At 71.8% G+C, this 15216-nt stretch carries 14 protein-coding genes; 8 read left to right on the top strand and 6 right to left on the bottom strand.

Annotation, left to right across the window (positions count from 1 at the left end; all coding sequences use genetic code 11):
• Positions 1-73: 73 nt before the first annotated feature.
• Together OG429_RS41505 and OG429_RS28380 are read right to left on the bottom strand one after the other, a co-directional pair.
• Complete coding sequence (locus OG429_RS41505; protein ID WP_405678165.1) at positions 74-2131, bottom strand: eCIS core domain-containing protein; 2058 nt, start codon at positions 2129-2131, stop codon at positions 74-76.
• A 172-nt stretch (positions 2132-2303) separates the two neighbouring features.
• On the bottom strand, positions 2304-3095 hold the full coding sequence (locus OG429_RS28380) for a VOC family protein (RefSeq protein ID WP_328928070.1): 792 nt from the start codon (positions 3093-3095) through the stop codon (positions 2304-2306).
• Positions 3096-3270: 175 nt separating this feature from the next.
• Between OG429_RS28380 and OG429_RS28385 the strand changes: the two genes are divergently transcribed.
• The gene (locus OG429_RS28385) at positions 3271-4116 is read left to right on the top strand and encodes a sulfurtransferase (RefSeq protein WP_328928071.1); all 846 of its coding nucleotides are present in this window, start codon (positions 3271-3273) and stop codon (positions 4114-4116) included.
• A 46-nt stretch (positions 4117-4162) separates the two neighbouring features.
• Here the strand turns inward: OG429_RS28385 and sepH are convergent, their stop codons facing one another.
• Entirely contained in the window at positions 4163-5212 is a 1050-nt protein-coding gene (gene sepH, locus OG429_RS28390) for a septation protein SepH (RefSeq protein ID WP_328928072.1), read from the bottom strand.
• Positions 5213-5707: 495 nt separating this feature from the next.
• On the opposite strand from sepH, the gene OG429_RS28395 reads away from it, so the two are divergent.
• Positions 5708-6457, top strand: coding sequence for a hypothetical protein (locus tag OG429_RS28395; RefSeq protein WP_328928073.1), 750 nt, complete (start codon positions 5708-5710; stop codon positions 6455-6457).
• 2 nt (positions 6458-6459) lie between these two features.
• Here the strand turns inward: OG429_RS28395 and OG429_RS28400 are convergent, their stop codons facing one another.
• Together OG429_RS28400 and OG429_RS28405 are read right to left on the bottom strand one after the other, a co-directional pair.
• Entirely contained in the window at positions 6460-7785 is a 1326-nt protein-coding gene (locus OG429_RS28400) for a D-arabinono-1,4-lactone oxidase (protein ID WP_328928074.1), read from the bottom strand.
• Positions 7739-8992, bottom strand: a complete 1254-nt coding sequence (locus tag OG429_RS28405) for an MFS transporter (protein ID WP_328928075.1) — start codon at positions 8990-8992, stop codon at positions 7739-7741. Before OG429_RS28405 ends, OG429_RS28400 begins: the two co-directional genes overlap by 47 nt.
• Positions 8993-9163: 171 nt before the next feature.
• Here OG429_RS28405 and OG429_RS28410 point away from each other — a divergent pair, with 171 nt between their 5' ends.
• Entirely contained in the window at positions 9164-10324 is a 1161-nt protein-coding gene (locus OG429_RS28410; RefSeq protein WP_328928076.1) for a ferrochelatase, read from the top strand.
• 51 nt (positions 10325-10375) lie between these two features.
• Positions 10376-11179, top strand: a complete 804-nt coding sequence (locus OG429_RS28415) for an inositol monophosphatase family protein (protein WP_405678160.1) — start codon at positions 10376-10378, stop codon at positions 11177-11179.
• Positions 11180-11254: 75 nt separating this feature from the next.
• Here OG429_RS28415 and OG429_RS28420 read toward each other — a convergent pair whose 3' ends face one another.
• Positions 11255-11428, bottom strand: a complete 174-nt coding sequence (locus OG429_RS28420) for a hypothetical protein (RefSeq protein WP_328928077.1) — start codon at positions 11426-11428, stop codon at positions 11255-11257.
• A 247-nt stretch (positions 11429-11675) separates the two neighbouring features.
• Here OG429_RS28420 and OG429_RS28425 point away from each other — a divergent pair, with 247 nt between their 5' ends.
• The 4 genes from OG429_RS28425 (at position 11676) to OG429_RS28440 (ending at position 15216) form a co-directional block, all read left to right on the top strand.
• Entirely contained in the window at positions 11676-12329 is a 654-nt protein-coding gene (locus OG429_RS28425) for a response regulator transcription factor (protein ID WP_030008767.1), read from the top strand.
• Positions 12330-12334: 5 nt separating this feature from the next.
• The gene (locus tag OG429_RS28430; protein ID WP_328928078.1) at positions 12335-13579 is read left to right on the top strand and encodes a sensor histidine kinase; all 1245 of its coding nucleotides are present in this window, start codon (positions 12335-12337) and stop codon (positions 13577-13579) included.
• A gap of 383 nt (positions 13580-13962) precedes the next feature.
• Complete coding sequence (locus tag OG429_RS28435; RefSeq protein ID WP_030036261.1) at positions 13963-14259, top strand: DUF4193 domain-containing protein; 297 nt, start codon at positions 13963-13965, stop codon at positions 14257-14259.
• A 12-nt stretch (positions 14260-14271) separates the two neighbouring features.
• A complete protein-coding gene (locus OG429_RS28440) occupies positions 14272-15216 on the top strand; it encodes a hypothetical protein (RefSeq protein ID WP_328928079.1) in 945 nt (314 codons plus the stop codon).

Here is a 15216-nt window from a genome sequence, read left to right on the forward strand (position 1 = left end):
AACCCGGGTACGCACGTCACCAGTTGGCGAAACGCCAAACTTGGCTTGAATTGGTCTCTCTGTTTCGGTCCGGTCAGTGCGTGGGGACTCCCACCCGCTGGCCCGATTCCAGGACCACGGTCGCCGCGCCGAGGTCGACCGTGTTCGGCAGCATCGCCTGCGGCCGCACCAGGTCCTTGAGCAGGAAACGCATCAGATCGGCGCCGGACATCGCCTTGAGCCTGTCCGCGAGCTGCGGGTTCACCGCTTCGAGACGCTGGATCTCCACGACGGCCCGCTCCACCAGCCCCGGCACGATGTCCCGGCCCATCAGGGTGTTGGACCGCAGCCGCTCCGAATGGACCTGCTCCTGCGCACCGGATCCGTAGGTCATGGTGCTGTGCTCGTCCGACAGGGCCTGGGTCGTGGAGAACATGATCTGCCCCCTGCGCTCCTGGTTCGACTCGTTGCCCATCACCTCCATGACGGCCTCCATGTCCAGCGAATCGGCCGCCGCCCCCGCGCCGACGTCGAACTTCCGCACCGGCAGCGTGAACTCAGCCGAGAAGGCGTCCTCGCGGGTGTTCAACTTGCTCTCCGTCTGCGCCGGATCCTCGGGCCGCGCGCGCACGGTGGGGTACTCGCGCTGCGCGAAGTCGCTGAGCATCAGCCAGCCCTGGCTCATCAGGGGGGACTCGGTGAGCGGGATCTGGATCCTGGCCGGTTCGTCATCGCCGCTGAAGCGCGTCGATCGGAACGGGCTGCCTGGCACCTCCAGGAAGAAGAAGACGAAGCCCTCGTTGGCCAGGACGTGCTTGTCGTACGCCTCCGAGTTGTTCGGCGCGTCCGGATCCGCCCGGAGCAGCTCGGTCTTGGACTTCATCCGCCCCTGGGCGAGCATCGTCTCGGCCCGCGACCTGCCCGTGTAGTGGCACAGCACGCTCCGCTGGAGCGCTGACGTCAGCTTGGTCCTGACGTCGGGAACCCAGTTCCGGTCCCCCTGGCCCCGGCCGATCTCCTTGGCCATCCCGGCCCGGTTGAGCTCCGACAGCTCGCGGAAGTAACTGGGTCCGTGCATGTGGAACGCGGCCGCGCTGTCGGCCCACTGCGCCTGCTGCCACAGCATGCCGTTCGTGGTCATCGCGCTGAACGGTGCCCCCGCCTCGACGGGGAACTCGGCGTCGCGGACGAGCTGGTCGTTCACCAGCACCAGTTCGGCCTTGACGATGTCGAGCGCGGCAGCCAGCCAGGGCTTGACGGCCGGGGGTGCGTCGTCCTCGGCCGGGGCGATCTCCTGGGTGAGGCGCGACAGCTCGATCATGCAGTGCATCGGGTCGCGGACGGGATCGCTGTCGTACGCGGCGATGCCCGCCCGCACCTGCGCCACCAACGGGTCCGCCGGAGCCGGGTTGCGCGACATGAGCCGGCCCAGCAGCCCTCCGGGACGCGGCGGGTCGACCGGCAGCGAGGGGCCGAGCTCCTCGGGCCCCTTGCGCTGGACGACGGCCCGCTCGCCGGACACCGGCGCGTGCGTGCCGTGCTCCTCGCGGGCGGCACGCTGTACGGGCGCGGGAGCCGCCATGACCCGGCTCGCGTTGGCCTCGGCCTCCCGCTCGAAGCGGTCGCCGGGGTCGCTGACCCGCAGCCCGTGGCCCGTGTCCGTCCCCGCGACCGGCCCCTGCCGCTGCTGGATGACATGGGTGAGCTCGTGGGCGAGGGTGTGCTTGTCCTTCCCGCCGTCCGTGACGACCACATGGCTGCCCGAGGTGTACGCCCGGGCCCCGATCTCGGCCGCGGACCGCTGCGCGAGGGGATCGGAGTGGACCCGTACGTCGGAGAAGTCGGCGCCGAGCCGGTTCTCCATCTCCTCGCGCAGGGGTGCGTCGAGCGGCCGCCCGGGCGACCGGAGCACCTGGTGCGCGGTCGCCCGCTGGACCGGTGCGTCCCCGCGCCCGGGGCCGGCGCCGTGGCCCGCCGCGAGCATGCGCGTCACCGCCGCGTTGCCGACGGACCGCTGGAGCGCCGGCAGTGCCGACAGCGCCGCCGCCGGAGCGGCGGGAGCCCGGTCCTCACCCGGACGCCTCTGCCGGGACGGGGCGGAGCTGTCCTTGGAGGCATCGGCTGCTGCCTTGTCGCGGGCGGGGATACGCATGGGCGTTCCTCTCGGGGATGCGGCGGGACGTACACCTGCCTACCCGCGAAATCGCCCTGGTGACATGCCCGTTCGGACACACCCGGGGGAAGACACGACTGGTCTGCAGGCTGCCTGCGGACACTCCCCGGAGGTCCTCCCGGTCAACCACGCCCGACCGTCCGCACCCCGGTCAGTCGCGGGGCCGGGAGTGGATGAGGGTGAAGGCCGCGCCCTCCGGGTCCGCGACCGTGGCCACCCGGCCGCCGATGCCGTCGCGGGGCGGTTCCAGGATCCGCCCGCCCAGATCGCTGACCCGGGCGGCGGCCGCGTCGGTGTCCTCGACCTCGAAGTACGTCATCCAGTGCGGGCCCCGGTCGTGCGGCAGCGAGCGGCCGACGCCGTGCACGGCGGCCACCGGGCGGCCCTCCAGGTGCAGGGTCAGGTAGTCGAAGTCGTCGGAGGCGGTGGCGTGCGTCTGGGCCTCGTGGCCGAAGACGTGCTCGTAGAACTTGCCGACCGCCGAGGTGTCCTGGGTGACCAGCTCGTTCCAGACCGGGGTGCCCGGGGCGCCGTGCAGCCGGGTGCCCATGGGGGACTGCGCCTGCCACAGCCCGAAGATCGCGCCCAGCGGGTCGGAGCAGATCGCCACCCGCCCCGCGACGCCGGCGTCCAGCGGGCCCACCGCGACCGTCCCGCCGCACGCACGGATCGTCTCCGCCGTGGCGTCGGCGTCGTCCGTGGCGAGGTACGTGGTCCAGGCGACCGGAAGATGCCGGTCCGGCGGCATCTCGCCGATGCCGGCCACCTCGCGGCCGTCCAGCAGGGCCCGTACGTACGGGCCGAGCTGCTCCGGGCCCGGTACGTACTCCCAGCCGAACAGGTCGGCGTAGAAGTCCTCGGTGGTCCCCAGGCCGTGCACCATGAGGCTCACCCAGCACGGGGTGCCGGGCGTGCGCCGGGTTGCTTCCGCTGCCTCGGTCATGTCAGCCGTCTCCTCCGTCGTGCCGCTTACCGGTGCTGATGCTTCCACTCCGGGGGGCCCGACGCGCCCCGACCGGCCGCGTCGCGGGCGCCCGGGAGAGAGATGACCGGATCGGTTCGCACCTCCGGTGTCGGGCTTGTTACGGGGGCGCCGGGCGGGGAGGAAGATGGGCCCCATGACTTCGAAATCTGCGATCCTCTCCGCCGCCGAACTGGCGAGCGAGCTGGCCGCTTCCCGGCCGCCGGTGCTGCTGGACGTCCGCTGGCAGCTGGGCGGCCCCGACCAGCGCCCCGCCTACGAGGCCGGGCACCTGCCCGGCGCGGTGTACGTCGACCTCGACAGTGAACTGGCAGGTCCGCCGGGGTCGGGCGGGCGGCACCCACTTCCGGACCCGGAGGCCTTCGGAGCGGTGATGCGCAGGGCCGGCGTCTCGGCGGACGTACCGGTGGTCGTGTACGACGGCGGTCAGGGCTGGGCGGCCGCCCGCGCATGGTGGCTGTTGCGCTGGACGGGTCACACGGACGTACGGGTACTGGACGGAGGCCTGGCGCAGTGGACGTCAGCGGGGGGTGACGTGACGGCCGACCGGGTGACTCCCACGGAGGGTGATTTCAAGCCAAGTCCGGGAGCGGTCGGGCTGCTGGACGCGGACGGGGCGGCCGCGCGGGCGCGTGCGGGGGTCCTCCTGGACGCGCGTGCGGGGGAGCGGTACCGCGGGGAGGTCGAGCCGATCGACCCGGTCGGCGGCCACATCCCGGGCGCCCTGTCGGCCCCGACCACGGAGAACGTGGATCCGGACGGCCGGCTCCTGTCGGCGGCCGCCCTGCGGGCGCGCTTCGCCGCCCTCGGCGCCGCGGACGGCACCCCGGTGGGGGTGTACTGCGGGTCGGGGGTCTCCGGCGCGCACGAGGTGCTCGCGCTGGAGGTGGCGGGAATCGCCTCCGACCTCTACGCGGGCAGCTGGTCGGAGTGGTCCGCGGACCCGGCCCGCCCGGTGGCCACGGGTCCGCACCCCGAGTAGCCCCGAAGGCGCCGCCGCCGGGGATGCCCGGGCGGCGGCGCTGGCGCTACTCCTGCTTCTTGCGGCGGGTGCCGAAGACGATCTCGTCCCAGCTGGGCACCGCCGCCCGGCGCCCGGGGCGGACCCCGTCGGCCTCGGCCTGCCGGTCGGTGGTGCCCGTCAGCCGGTCGCGGTGGCCGGCCACCGTGCGGGGCATCAGGACGTCGGCGTACGCGGAACCCGCGCCCGCTGAGGCGGCCGGGGCCGGAGGTTCCTCCGCCTCGGCCTCCTCGGCCGGGGGTTCGGTCCGGTCCGGGACCACCATGTCGCCGCGGAAGCTCGGGACCGCCTCCAGCAGGCTGGTCAGGGTGTCCCGTTCCTCTTCCGGATCCGGCTGGGGGGCCGTCGGCCGCTCCAGCTGGCGGTCGAGGGCGCGGTCCAGCGGCCGGTCGCGCGGCAGCCGCGCGATCCTCGGCACGAAGGGGAAGCTCGGCTCCGGCGTGGCCGGCAGGTCGTCCGACTCGCCGATCAGCGAGCGGGCCTCATCGTCCACGGCCACGACCAGCCGGCGCGGCGGGTCGTACGTCCAGATGGCGGAGTGCGGCTCACCGGCGACCCGGTAGACGAGCAGGACCTCCCAGGTGCCGTCGTCGCGGCGCCAGGAGTCCCACTGGACGGACTCCTTCTCGGCCCCGCGCAGGGTCAGCCGCTCCTGCACGGCCTCGCCGAGCTGGGGTCCGGTGTTCTCGCCGGGGCGGCGTACGGGGGTCTTGCGGGCGCGCTCGGCCATGAACGCGCGCTCGGCGAGCACCGGGCCCTCGAAGCGGCGTACGCGGTCGACGGGGATGCCGGCGAGCTGAGCGACCTCCTCCGCGGAGGCACCGGCCCGTATGCGGGCCTGGATGTCGCGGGGGCGGAGGTGGCTCTCCACCTCGATCTCGATCTGGTTCAGGCGCGCGCGGTCGTTGCGCACGGCAGCCCGCAGTCGCTCGTCGATCGGAAGCGTGTACTCCGTGCTGTCCCCAGCCTTGAGCACCAGTCGTGTGCCGTCATTTGAGACGGCCACGACACGCAGTTCGGGCATGGGGACCTCCCGGGTGGTGCCTGCCGACGTCACGTGCGTCGCTGCTTCCGCTAGTCGAGTGTGGCCTGCCCGGGTGCAGCCTGCCACAACCTTGCCGAGTTAAACCGGCGTGTCGGGCATGTGCCCTTGATCGCCGTTATGGCACGGTTACCTGTTGGGCACGCACAGTGACCGAGTGGTTACTGTGCGCAGCAGGAATCCATGCGATACCGCGGCATCACCGGTCTTGAGTGCCGTTTTCCATCAATTCGGCCCCCTCTCCCGAATCCGGACATCCGTAAGGAAGGACGAACCCAGGGCTCGTCACAGTACTCCATTCGGGCCACCTGGGTGGACCGCCGCGCCGCCGAACTTCTCCCGGACGGTGGGAGTTGGCCTGCCCTCTGACGGGTCCCACCTGCACCCGTGTTCGTTTCCGGGTGTCTTGCTTCACAGAATCCCCAGAAATGGAACTATTTGTTTCGCTCGGGTGTCAGTAACTGCTGAAGGCTTCCGGTGCGGGAGAGGCGGGACACACAGGGGATGGCGATGGGTCAGAAGACGGCGCACGACGGCGAACCGGAGAAGAGGAAGCTCGACCTGAGCGCGGCCCAGGTGGCCGGCAGCTCCCTCGCCACCGTCGCGGCCGCCCTCCTCGCCTCGAAGATGGGCGTCTACGGGACCATCCTGGGCGCCGGTGTGGTCAGCGTCGTCGCCACCGCCGGCGGACCCGTCATCCAGCACTTCTTCCGGCGCACCGGCGACCAGCTGCGCGAGACCGCCCGCCCCGAGGCCCACCGGGTGCCGCTCCCCGGTGACGCCGCGCCCAGCGGGGAGTTCGGCGAGGCCACCGTGCACGGCACACGGGTACGGGGCTGGAAGCGCACGGCCGTCGCGGCCGGTGCCGTCTTCGCCCTCTCCCTGGGAGTCCTCGGGAGCTACGAGGCGATGGCCGGCACCGCGGTCAGCGCGGGCGGCGGCACCATCCTCTCCGGAGGCACGCGCAAGGCGCCCGACCACGAGCCCTCGCGGCCCCGGGAGGAGAAGGGCGCCGACGGGAAGGACGGGAAGACACCAAGGTCCGGGACCTCCCCGGACCCCTCGGCCCCGCTCAGCGGCGGCGGCCGGAGCCCGAGCCCCGGTGCGGGCACCCCGGACCCGGCCGACTCCTCGCCCGGCCCGTCCCCCTCCCCGTCGCAGCACGGCCCGACGCCGACGCCCACACCGACGCCCACCCCGAGCCGGACTCCGGGTACGGACACCCCGACATCCGCCGGGCCAGACGGGGGCGCCCCCTGAACTCACTCGCCCAGCACGCGCCGCAAGTAGTCGTTGCCGAACACCCGGTCCGGGTCCAGCCGGTCGCGGAGCGCGGTGAACTCGGCGAACCGCGGGTAGAGCCGCGCGAAGTACTCCGCGTCCCGCGTGTGCACCTTGCCCCAGTGCGGCCGGCCGCCGTGCGCGGTGAAGATGCGCTCGGCCGCCGTGAAGTAGGCCTGGTACGGGGTGCCCCGGTACATGTGCACCGCGATGTACGCCGTCTCGCGGCCCGAGGCCGTCGACAGGGTGATGTCGTCCGCGGGAGCCGTCCGCACCTCGACCGGGAAGCTGATCCGCATCCCGGAGCCGTCGACCATGGCCCGCAGCTCCCGCAGCGCCTCGACCACCCGCTCGCGCGGCAGTGCGTACTCCATCTCCACGAACCGCACCCGGCGCGGACTGGTGAACACCTTGTACGGGATGTCCGTGTAGGTGCGCGCCGACAGGGCGCGGCTGGCCACGCGGGCGATGGAGGGGATGGTGGCCGGGACCGCGCGGCCCAGCGAGTTCACCGCCTGGAAGATGCCGTTGGACAGCAGCTCGTCCTCGATCCACGCGCTCACCGGTCCGGGCGGGGCGGCGGGGCCCTGGCTGCGGTTGTTCCGCTTGGTGTTGCAGTTGCCGGTGTGCGGGAACCAGTAGAACTCGAAGTGCTCGTTCTCCGCGAAGTGCTCGTCGAACTCGGCCGTCACCCGGTCGAACCCCATGGGCTCCTCACGGGCGGTCAGGAAGAAGAGCGGCTCCACCGCGAAGGTGATCGAAGTGACGATGCCCAGCGCGCCGATGCCCACCCGGGCCGCCGCGAACACCTCGGGGTTCTCCTTCTCGGAGCACGTGAGCAGCCGGCCGTCGGCGGTGACCAGTTCCAGGCCGCGGATCTGGGCGGCGATGGAGGCCGAGTCGCGGCCGGTGCCGTGGGTGCCCGTGCTGGTGGCGCCGGAGACCGTCTGCTCCATGATGTCGCCCATGTTCGTGAGCGACAGGCCTTCCCGGGCCAGGGCCGCGTTCAGGTCCTTCAGGACCGTGCCCGCCGCCACCGTGACGGTGCCCGCCTCGCGGTCGATCGAGGTGATCCCGGCCAGCGCCTGAGGGCGTACGAGCACCCCGTCGGTCGCGGCGGCCGCGGTGAAGGAGTGGCCGGTGCCGACCGCCTTCACCCGCAGTCCCTGTTCGGCGGCCCGGCGGACCGTCTCCTGGAGCTCCCCGACCGAGGCCGGGGTCACCACGCGCGCGGGCCGGGCGGACACGTTGCCCGCCCAGTTACGCCACGCGGTCTGGCTGTTCTTCCCTGCTGTCGCCGTCCCCATCGCTAGCTGGCTCCTCCCCTTGCGCCGGCCTCGTCAGCCGGCGATAACCCGCGAACGCCACCGCTGCCGCGGCCGCCCCCGACGCGATGGAGACGACGTACCCGCGCTGCGCGCCGGCCGCGTCGATGACCAGTCCGGTCACGGAGGAGCCGATCGCGACGCCGACCGCGAGGCCGGTGCTGATCCAGGTCATGCCCTCGGTCAGCTTCGCGCGTGGTACGTGCGCCTCGATCAGGGCCATCGTGGTGATCATCGTGGGAGCGATGGCGAGGCCCGAGACGAAGAGCGCCACGGCCAGAAACGGAAGGTTCCCGGCCAGTAGGAGGGGGATCATACTCACGGCCATCGCACAGATGCCCAGTACCCACCTGCGTTCGGTCCGGCCCTTGAGATGGAGCAGGCCGAAGACGATTCCGGCGATACAGGACCCGAGGGCCCAGACGGCCAGGATGTAGCTGGCGTAGGACTTGTGGCCCTGTTCCTCGGCGAAGGCCAGGGTGGACACGTCGATGGAGCCGAAGATCGCGCCGGTCGCCACGAAGGTGGCCGTCAGCACCTGGAGGCCGGGGGAACGCAGGGCCGAGGTGCGGTCCGCGTGCTCGTCGCGCGGGTGCGGCGAGGGCTCGGTGGCGCGCTGCGCGGTGAGCAGCCAGACGCCGGCGAACAGGCAGACGGCGGCGATCAGCGGTCCGGCCTCGGGGAACCAGACGGTGGACAGCATGATGGCGATGATCGGGCCGAAGATGAAGCAGACCTCGTCGATCACGGACTCGAAGGAGTACGCGGTGTGGAGCTCGCGCGGGGACTCGCGGTAGATCACGGTCCAGCGGGCGCGGACCATCGAGCCCACGCTCGGTACGCAGCCCGCGATCGCGGCGCACACGAAGAGCGTCCAGTCGGGCCACCCGTTCGCGGCGGCCACCAGCAGCACGGCCACCGAGGCCACCGAGACCGCCGTGGCGGGGCGCAGGACCCGCCGCTGGCCGTACTGGTCCACCAGGCGGGAGACCTGCGGGCCGATGACCGCGGCGGCGAGGGCGAGGGTGCCGGTGAGCGCGCTGGCCATCGCGTAGCGGCCGGTGATCTCGGAGATCATCGTGAGGATGCCGACCCCGACCATGGAGATCGGGAGCCGGCCTATGAGGCCGGCCGCGCTGAACGCCTTGGTTCCGGGGGCCGCGAAGATCGCGCGGTAGGGACTGGGCAAGGGGTCTCCGTAAGGGACGTCATCGGCTCGTACAGGTTACGACTGCCGGCCGGGCACCCGCACGGGAAAGGTTCCGAACCAAGGAACTTAGGGTCACCTTACCTGTGACGCGGGCCAGGTCCCGGCCAGGGCGGTTCCCGCGCGCGGAGGCCGGGTGGCAGGATTCGATCCATGTCAGACCAGCTCCGCCCGCCCGTCGGCGGGCCCGCCACCCCGTACGACGCCCTCCTGCTGCTCTCCTTCGGAGGTCCCGAGGGACCCGACGACGTCGTGCCGTTCCTGGAGAACGTCACGCGCGGGCGCGGCATCCCGCGCGAGCGGCTCAAGGAGGTCGGGCAGCACTACTTCGGTTTCGGCGGGGTCAGCCCGATCAACGCGCAGAACCGCGAACTGCTGGACGCGCTGCGCAAGGACTTCGCCGAGCACGGGCTGGACCTGCCGGTCTACTGGGGCAACCGGAACTGGGCCCCGTACCTGACCGACGTGCTGCGCGAGATGGCCGCCGACGGGCGCCGCCGCATCGCGGTGCTCGCGACCAGCGCGTACGCCTCGTACTCGGGCTGCCGGCAGTACCGCGAGAACCTCGCCGACGCGCTGGCCGCGCTCGAGGAGGAAGGCGTGGCCCAGCTGCCGCAGGTGGACAAGCTGCGGCACTACTTCAACCACCCCGGCTTCGTGCAGCCGATGATCGACGGGGTGCTCGCCTCGCTGGCCGGGCTGGCGCCGGAGGTACGCGCCGGGGCGCACCTGGTCTTCACCACGCACTCCATCCCGACCGCGGCCGCCGACACCTCGGGACCGGCAGGGGAGCACACCGGGCACGGCGAGGGCGGCGCCTACGTCAAGCAGCACCTGGACGTCGCACGGGTCGTCGCGGACGCCGTGCGCGCCGAGACGGGCACGGAACTGCCCTGGGAGCTCGTCTACCAGTCGCGCAGCGGCGCCCCGCACATCCCGTGGCTGGAGCCGGACATCTGCGACCACCTGGAGGCCCTCCACGCGGCGGGTGCGCCCGCGGCGGTGATGGTGCCGATCGGCTTCGTCTCGGACCACATGGAGGTCCTGTACGACCTCGACACGGAGGCGACGGCGAAGGCGGCGGAGCTGGGGCTGCCCGTCGCCCGGTCGGCCACGGTCGGGGCCGACCCGCGGTTCGCCGCGGCCGTACGCGAACTCGTGCTGGAACGGGCCGCGGCCGAACGGGGCGAGCCCGTCGAGCGGTGCGCGCTGGGACTGCTGGGCGCGAGCCATGACCTGTGCGCCGTGGGCTGCTGCCCGGCGCGGGCACCCCGGCCGGCGGCCGCGGGCGCCGACAGCCCGTACCCCCGCTGAGGCGACAGCCCGTACCCCCGCTGAGGCCGTACCCCCGCTGAGGAGTGGACCGTGATTTCCGAAGAGCTGAAGGCCGAACTGCTGGACGTGGGCCTGGAGGCCGCCCGGCAGGCCGGGGCGCTGCTGCGCGACGGCCGGCCGGCCGATCTGGCGGTGGCCGCGACGAAGAGCAGTCCGATCGACGTGGTGACCGAGATGGACATCGCGGCGGAGAAGCTGATCACCAGCATCCTCGCCGAGCGGCGGCCCGCGGACGGGCTGCTGGGCGAGGAGGGCGCGGACACCCCCGGGACGAGCGGGGTGCGCTGGGTCGTCGACCCGCTGGACGGGACCGTGAACTACCTCTACGGGCTCCCGAGCTGGGGCGTGTCCATCGCGGCCGAGTACCGGGGCGAGACCGTGGTGGGCGTCGTGGCGGCGCCGATGCGCGGGGAGACGTACCACGCGGTGCTCGGCGGCGGGGCGTGGCTCGGTACGGCGCGGCTCGCCTGCCGGGCGGCGGCGCCGCTGGACCAGGCGCTGCTCGGGACCGGCTTCGCGTACGTCCAGGCCAGGCGGGCCCACCAGGCCGGTGTCGTGGCGCGGATCATCCCGGTGGTACGGGACATCCGGCGGGGCGGGTCGGCGGCGCTGGACCTGTGTGACGTGGCCGCCGGACGGCTGGACGGGTACTACGAGCGTGGGCTGAACCCGTGGGACCTGGCGGCGGGTGAACTGATCGCCCGGGAGGCCGGGGCCGTGACCGGGGGCCGCACTGGCGAGCGGGCCTCGGGGGAGCTGGCCCTGGCGGCCACCCCGGCGGTCTTCGCCTCCCTCCAGCCGCTGCTGGACGAGGTCGGGGCCTGGCACGACTGACCCCGCGCCGTCGCCGTCGTGGAATGAGGGAACCCCGGCCGCCGGGAGACGGCGGCCGGGGTTCGAGGTCTGGGGTCAGGCGGCGCTGACGGACACGGGGACCCCGTGTTCGGCGGCGAGGCGCTGGAGGTCTTCCAGCTCCGCCTGTTCCACTTCCGCGAGGAAGTCGTCGCCCGACTCGCGGGCCATCCTGAGGTCCGACTGCGTGGCCCTGATGCGCTGCAGGAGACCCGCGGTGAATGCGTCCATGGTGGGTTCGCCCCCTCTTCGTGGGTCGGCGGCGGCACGTGGCAGTCCGCCGTCAGGGAGTGGATGGGGTGTGGTGACGTCCTCCCCGGCACCCTGGGCCCAGAAACCTCTTGAGGCGAGGGAATCCTCACTTCCGTCCCGTCCGCCTCCCTGTGAGCGTCGCCTTACAGCCGGTTTACGGCCGAAACGGGCAGGATGGACGACGCAACACACGTGTGCCCTGATGGGCCCTGAGGAAGGAAACGACGTGCGCGTACTCGTCGTCGAGGACGAGCAGCTGCTCGCCGATGCGGTGGCCACCGGGCTGCGCCGGGAGGCCATGGCAGTGGACGTCGTGTACGACGGCGCCGCCGCCCTGGAGCGCGTCGGAGTCAACGACTACGACGTGGTCGTGCTCGACCGGGACCTCCCGCTCGTGCACGGCGACGACGTCTGCCGGAAGATCGTCGAGCTCGGCATGCCCACCCGCGTGCTGATGCTGACCGCCTCCGGCGACGTCAGCGACCGCGTGGAAGGGCTGGAACTCGGGGCGGACGACTACCTGCCCAAGCCCTTCGCCTTCACCGAGCTGACGGCCCGGGTGCGGGCGCTCGGGCGGCGCACCACCGTCGCGCTGCCGCCCGTGCTGGAGCGGGCCGGCATCAAGCTGGACCCGAACCGGCGTGAGGTGTTCCGCGAGGGCAAGGAGGTGCAGCTGGCGCCGAAGGAGTTCGCGGTGCTGGAGGTGCTCATGCGCAGCGAGGGGACCGTGGTTTCCGCCGAGCAGCTGCTGGAGAAGGCATGGGACGAGAACACCGACCCCTTCACCAACGTGGTGCGGGTGACGGTCATGACCTTGCGGCGCAAGCTGGGGGAGCCGCCGGTCATCGTGACCGTGCCTGGCTCCGGGTACCGGATCTGACGCGGGTGGCAACGAGTCCGGCGCCACCTTCGGCGCCTCCGAAACCGACCTGGGACCCCGGCCAGCCCGAGGGTCCCTTCCCTTGGCTGCGGCCGACGATCCGGATACGCCTCACGCTGCTCTACGGCGGGATGTTCCTGATCGCCGGCATCCTGCTGCTGTCGATCATCTACCTGCTGGCGGCGCAGGCCCTGCGTGAGGGCAACGCGCTCATGTACGAGATCGTCGGCGGCCAGAACGTCAAGGTCACCAGCCCCACCTGCCCCGTGGTGAGCATCAACCAGTCGTACGACCAGTTCAACTCGGCCATGAAGGCGTGCGCGCTGGAGCAGCGCCGCCACGCGCTGGACGACCTGCTGAGCCGCTCGCTGATGGCCCTGCTCGGCCTGAGCATCATCGCCTTCGCCTTCGGCTACGCGATGGCCGGCCGGGTGCTCTCGCCGCTGGGCAAGATCACCCGGACCGCCCGCCGCGTGGTCGGCTCCGACCTGACCCGGCGGATCGAGCTGGACGGGCCGGACGACGAGCTCAAGGAGCTCGCCGACACGTTCGACGAGATGCTGGACCGGCTGGAGCGGGCCTTCACGGCCCAGCAGAGGTTCGTCGCGAACGCCTCGCACGAGCTGCGGACCCCGCTCGCGATCAACCGGACCCTGCTGGAGGTCCATCTCTCCGATCCGGGGGCTCCCGTCGAGCTCCAGCAGCTCGGGAAGACCCTGCTCGCCACCAACGAGCGCAGCGAGCAGCTGGTCGAGGGCTTGCTGCTGCTGGCCCGCAGCGAGAACCAGATCGTCGAGCGCAAGCCCGTGGACCTGGCGGAGGTGGCCTCGCGCGCCCTCGACCAGGTGCGCGGGGAGGCCGACGCGAAGGGCGTGGAGATCCGCGGCGAGCGCGCCCTGGCCGTCGTCCAGGGCAATGGCGTGCTGCTGGAGCGGATCGCGCTGAACCTGGTGCAGAACGCCGTCCGGTACAACGTGCCGGAGGGCGGCTGGGTGGAGGTCACCACCGAGGCCCAGCACGGCGAGGCGGTCCTCGTGGTGTCGAACACGGGTCCCGTGGTTCCCGCGTACGAGGTGGACAATCTGTTCGAGCCGTTCAGGCGGCTGCGTACGGAGCGAACGGGCAGCGACAAGGGTGTCGGGCTCGGCCTCTCCATCGCGCGCTCAGTGGCCCGCGCACACGGCGGAAGGATCCAGGCGACCCCCAGGGAAGGCGGTGGCCTCGTGATGCGTGTCACTCTTCCCATGTGAGTTCTTCCTCCCTGTGTTCGCTTTTGGCTGAATGCCTGCCATGTGAAAGAAATCGAGTCTGTGTGATCGATCACATGGCCCGGTGTCGGCCCATGTGCGTTCTGTGACCCCTTGGCGGCCGGAACGCCCGGGAAGTCCGGGTTTCCGGCCCCCCGGATGGCGGGAAATACACGGGGTGGCGTTTGTGCAAGACGGCCCCCGGACCGTGTACGGTCCCGGTCGTCATCCCAGCCAATCGCTCTCAAGGCGCGCGGCTGGGTGTCGATTGAGTAACAGACCTTGATGTGAGGCAAAATCTCCGCCTCAGGTCGGGCACAAGTCCGGCCTCTCGCGCGTTACGTGCGCTGAGACACCGCTAACACCCAGAGGGGGAGAGCGAACAAATGGCAACGGACTACGACACCCCACGCAAGACAGACGACGACGTCGACAACGACAGCATCGAAGAGCTGAAGGCTCGGCGTAACGAGAAGTCGTCCTCGTCCGTCGACATGGACGAGTTCGACTCGGCCGAGAGCCTGGAGCTTCCCGGTGCGGACCTCTCCAATGAGGAGCTGGCCGTCCGGGTCCTGCCCAAGCAGGCCGACGAGTTCACCTGCATGAGCTGCTTCCTGGTGCACCACCGCAGCCAGCTGGCACGCGAGAAGAACGGTCAGCCGATCTGTCGCGACTGCGACTGAGAGGCGTCGGCCGTGGCTGGCTCGACACCATTTCGGAAGCGCCGCTTCCGGAAATCTGGTGATCCGGCGGAGACGCAGGTGGGAACCACGGACCCGGAGGCGGGTCCTGGAGCCCCCGGCGGCTCCGCCACAGGGACCGCCGTCGTGCCCTCCGACACCGCCCCGGCGGTGCCGTCGGCCACTCAGGCCGACGAGGAGGCCGAGCAGCGGTCCCGGGCTCGTCGGCTGGAAGCCTTCAAGACCGGTGTGCGCCACGGTGTACGCAAGGGCGGCGAAGGTGTCAGGGCCGCCGCCCTGCACATCGCCGACATGATCATCGAGAACGCACCGCGCGTTCCGGTTCGGGACCTCGCGACCCTGCGCGCGCAGTTCCCGGGCCTCGACCCCGATCAGCTCGCGGACAAGCTGATCTTCGGTGCCGCCAACGCCACCTCCACCGTCGGCGCAGGCATCGGGGCGGCGGCCATGCTGCCCGTACCGCCCGCCATGCCGGCCGAGCTGGCCGCGGAGATCACCGCCGTGGCGGCGATCGAACTGAAGCTCGTCGCCGAGCTCCACGAGGTCTACGGCCAGCGCCCGCCCGGCACCCTCCGGGAGCGCAGCTTCGCCTACCTGACCGCGTGGACCGAGGAGCGCGGCATCGACCTGACCAAGCCGACGACGCTGAACGTGGCGCTCGGCGGTCAGATGAAGCGCGAACTGCGCCAGCAGATCATGAAGCGGATGTTCCGCAGCCTCCCCAACCTCATGCCCTTCATGGTGGGCGCGGCCGTCGGCGCGGTGATGAACCGCCGCGACACCCGGAAAGTCGCCGAGAAGGTCCGTAGCGACCTGCGGGCCCGTGCCGTGGCATGGAATGCCCTTCCGTACCTCCCGCCCCTGGAGCAGCCCGTCCAGCCCCTTCCCGAGGCCACCAGGGCCGCACTCGAGGGCCTGGACCCCCGCGGTGAGGGCTGA

Origin of the sequence: Streptomyces sp. NBC_00190 (assembly GCF_036203305.1) — a bacterium.
Classification (GTDB): domain Bacteria; phylum Actinomycetota; class Actinomycetes; order Streptomycetales; family Streptomycetaceae; genus Streptomyces.